Source organism: Tateyamaria pelophila, from assembly GCF_019966495.1.
Classification (GTDB): Bacteria; Pseudomonadota; Alphaproteobacteria; order Rhodobacterales; family Rhodobacteraceae; genus Tateyamaria; species Tateyamaria pelophila.
This window is the reverse complement of record NZ_JAIMIA010000244.1, coordinates 1-3159: the sequence shown is the minus strand read 5'-3', so window position 1 is coordinate 3159 and position 3159 is coordinate 1. Positions and strand designations below refer to the sequence as shown.

At 44.9% G+C, this 3159-nt stretch carries 4 protein-coding genes; 3 read left to right on the top strand and 1 reads right to left on the bottom strand.

The window, feature by feature from the left end:
- Window positions 1-307: 307 nt before the first annotated feature.
- From LC354_RS27125 to LC354_RS27115, 3 genes are all read left to right on the top strand, one after another.
- Window positions 308-592 (top strand): hypothetical protein, encoded by a 285-nt coding sequence (locus LC354_RS27125; protein WP_223429051.1) that lies wholly within the window; start codon window positions 308-310, stop codon window positions 590-592.
- Between the two features lie 552 nt (window positions 593-1144).
- Window positions 1145-1819, top strand: a complete 675-nt coding sequence (locus LC354_RS27120) for a hypothetical protein (protein ID WP_223429050.1) — start codon at window positions 1145-1147, stop codon at window positions 1817-1819.
- Window positions 1820-1923: 104 nt separating this feature from the next.
- Window positions 1924-2136, top strand: coding sequence for a hypothetical protein (locus LC354_RS27115; protein WP_223429049.1), 213 nt, complete (start codon window positions 1924-1926; stop codon window positions 2134-2136).
- A gap of 37 nt (window positions 2137-2173) precedes the next feature.
- On the opposite strand, the gene LC354_RS27110 is transcribed toward LC354_RS27115, so the two are convergent.
- Window positions 2174-3159 (bottom strand): hypothetical protein (locus LC354_RS27110; protein WP_223429048.1); only part of this gene is annotated, 986 nt, incomplete at its 5' end.

The following is a 3159-nucleotide window of genomic DNA, read 5'->3' as shown; positions in this document are numbered from 1 at the left end:
CTTTGATCAACTGTGCTGACTCGCCTGTATCCGATGACTGACATGCTAAACGCCCTCTTTAGTAACATCTGTCTCTAATTTACGCTGATTCCGGTAACAAATGGAAGTAAATATACTCATATGTTACCGTCAATGCAGTAACAAAAAACCAGCACCACCACGGTAGAGGCTGTTGTGACCGGCTGAGGTGTTCAATCAGTGGCTGCGAAGCTGGATACTAAGCTGGGAATCAAAAATCGGAATTTCCTTTGTCAAAATCATAAGGTGTGCGAGCCTCTCTGGATTGAAATTTAAGATGGAGCGAAAAATGGCATACTCAACGATTTCAACTTGGACTGCCACTGAATGGAACGCTGATCTTGAAGCGATTGCGCGGGACACCTTTGTGCCGCTGATTATGTCTGTCGGTGCTTCAAGGGTTCAGATGATCCGGACAAGCGACCTCACGTTCACTGTGGTCACCGAATATTCCGATGAGACCACTGCAAACGCTGCGCAGGCCAAGATTGCGGATATACGCGCGAAAGCAGCAACAGAACTTCCCATGGCGATGGACGGTGCTGCGGCAGGAACCGTATTCGCGAGTGGCTAAATTTTACTGCCAATTTGAAGTTGTTAGGACGCCTCACCAATAAAAAATATGCCGGATCAGCCGCGACCCTTAAAGCCAAGAAGGCTGGAGTGATCGTTCTAAGTGCTTGTGGCATGTGGCAAATGTAGAAAAAGAAACCTCGGCCTTGCGCACATGATGGGGGCTATTGATGGCACAGCGCCGAGGTCAAGTTCGAGCAACCGTCCGCACCGTTTGACCCAAGACCAAGTCTGAATTTGGCGCTGAATAGGGCCATTGTAGGACATTTGAGTATGATTGGATCATCATGATACAAACTGATTGCGGAAAGTGATCGGCAACAAAATCCGACGGACAACGGTTCGCGCAAATTTAGGAGCACATTGCACTCGGACAAAAGTGTCTTTGGATTGTGGACACAAAAAGCCTCCAAGCCAGAAGAGAAGCAGCATCCAAATGTAGCTGGAAAAATATTATTATTGTGCCTTGAAACCTTGGCCACTACGCTAAAGAGCAGATACCCTAAAAGCGCAGTTTAGTCTCCTTGCTGCAATCAGAGTGGAGCTTGGAAATATGCTCTTCGGCAAACGTAGAACCGCACAACTTCCAGAAAATGACCCTAAAGATATGGAGCCAGAAGCAATTCAGGTTGTCGATACTTGGTTGAGAGGCACCCGCTTTATTCCCTTTCATGCCGACATCGCGATGCCCGAAGAAGACAGCGATCTTGCAGTTGCCGCACGTTTCTCAGAAGGCAAATGGGTATTTGACAAATTTTCAAGGTTCCATGAACATTTGGAGAAATTCACTGAAGACGGAAGTGAATTATTCATCGGTCCTTGGATACTTGAAAGGCATGGGGAGCCATTCAGCAGATACGACTATGAGCATGGACCGGTAACTGGCGTCAACTTTGATGTGTATTACCATTCGGAAAAACTTGGCGGGCTTTGCTTTCAGCCTGTGATGGACAACGGTAAAGTGCCTGAAGGATTTCTGCACGGTTTGGTACGAGTAAAGATTTCTTCCTCTGCGGCTTTACCGTATGATCATGTGTTCGGATTGTTGAATGCTGCAAGTGAGCCATTTCAGTATGATGACAATGGTCTGCCCTCGGATCAAAGGCTACTTAAGGCTTTTCTCAAACTGCAAAAGGTTGAATGGGAAGCTAGGAGGAAGCGTACAACTCTCGTAGATTTAGACCATGTCCATAGCGGATTTATATGGGCAAGGAGCGTTTGGGATTGACCCGTGGCCCCCTTTTAACGGCCATCCTAAACAAGATCAGCTACATTATAAATAACTGTAAATACGTCATATTTAGTGAGGCAGTATCAGGCAGGAGGACCGTGATGGAACAGACAGATTTATTCAACTTTAGGATGCCATCCAATCTCAAGCAGAGATTTCAGCAAACTTGTCAAAACCGTAACACAGCAATGACCTCTGTCTTAAATGAGTTCATCCATGACTATGTCACCAAGAGTGAAAAGATTGAAACTGATACTTGGGAACCGATCATGCTCAGAGGTGACGAGTCAGATGAAAACAGGTGGATGAAGTAGGCGCATCAAGATCAAACTTAGCTACGCCTACAGAAGATCAGAAGGGCACCGTTTGAATCGTACTGTTTGCAACGTTTAGATCAGCAATGAAACCAACAGAAGGTACTTCCTCAAGTTCCTTTTCCTTAAGGTATTCCCTAAAACTGCCTTCATCATATACAAGATATTCATAAGTTACCGTCTTGTACTGATCGGTTACACCTTCAACCTTAACCAAACGGCACCCTCGCTCAATAAAGTTGTCAATGATCCCTTGCCGTCCTTTAGGTACAAGCATCTTTTCTGTATAACCAAGTTCTTTTAGGAATCGCCGCTCCGTTCTGACAAAGCCAATTTCTTTCATCTTTTCCCAATATTGAGGCATGTCCGGATAGGTGAAATCGAAAAACGAATGAACTTCCACATCTTCACCCAATGCTTCATTCGAAAAGAAGAAAACATCTTTTCCCTTACCATAGAAAGGTCGTGATCGCATTATCGCTTGTATGGTCTCAGACCTACATTGTTGATCATAGGTTGCCTTGACCTTTCTATCAGTAAAAACATGATTGCTTAATACCTTGGAAGAACCATCAGACATTCTAACCGGTGATGGCATATTCTCGATATCATCATCTAAGCGGGTCTGAAAAATCGTTTCTGCAACGGCAACTGTATCCTGTCGGCTTATTTGATGGCGACCCACAACAAAAATTAGGTCCAGATCGGAAAATTCGTTTGTTCCCCTTATTCCTCCAAAGTGTTTGAACTGTACCTTTGGGAGATTCAGTTTCTTCGAAAGAAGTTCGTCGAAATTTTTGATGTTCCCAAGATTCATGTATGTTATCACCCCAACGCTTTTCGCATTGGATTGTGAAATGATCCCCTTCATCTGGTGAATCAATGCATCAAGGTAACCATCCTTTCCAAGAAACGCCTTAGAAAACGGAGCATTCTGGCACTGGTGTGTTGATTTTCGCTGAGAAGTGACCCGGTAGCCCCCCAGATTTTCACTGAGAACTGACCCATGTGAACACATTGCCC

Coding starts and splice junctions, on each gene's coding strand:
- LC354_RS27125 (WP_223429051.1), top strand. CDS start 308: ATGGCATACTCAACGATTTCAACTTGGACTGCCACTGAATGGAACGCT.
- LC354_RS27120 (WP_223429050.1), top strand. CDS start 1,145: ATGCTCTTCGGCAAACGTAGAACCGCACAACTTCCAGAAAATGACCCT.
- LC354_RS27115 (WP_223429049.1), top strand. CDS start 1,924: ATGGAACAGACAGATTTATTCAACTTTAGGATGCCATCCAATCTCAAG.